Source organism: Neisseria sp. P0001.S005 (assembly GCF_051963715.1).
In genome coordinates this window covers 1-368 of sequence record NZ_JBQCTZ010000765.1, presented here as the reverse complement: position 1 = coordinate 368, position 368 = coordinate 1, and the positions used below count along the sequence as shown (strand labels likewise).

Below are 368 nucleotides of genomic sequence, written 5' to 3'. Positions count from 1 at the left end.
TGGCGCGGTACGATGACCAGCAAGGCATTGCCGCGGTAGCCCTGCCATGCTTTGAGGAGCAGCTCGGCTTCGTCTGTGCCTTTGTATACACGCGTGCTGGCGCAGACGACGACGGGGCGTGCGCCGATGCGTTCTTTAAAGGCGACGGCAAGCGGGCGCGAGTCGTCGGGGGGAGCGATGTCGTATTTGGTGTTGCCGCAGACGTGGACGTTGGACGCGCCGATGAGGTGCAGGCGTTCGGCATCGGCGGCGGTTTGGGCAAAGCAGCCGGAGAGGGTCTGCATGGCAGGTTCGACCAGCTTGCGGATTTTGAGGTAGCCGCGTTGGGATTTTTCGGAGAGGCGCGCGTTGGCCAAAAAGAGGGGAAT

General features: G+C 62.8%; 1 protein-coding gene. It reads right to left on the bottom strand.

What is annotated here, in order from left to right:
- A partial coding sequence (locus tag ACTHSP_RS22760; protein ID WP_440347098.1) for a 3-deoxy-D-manno-octulosonic acid transferase occupies positions 1-368 on the bottom strand: 368 nt, incomplete at both ends.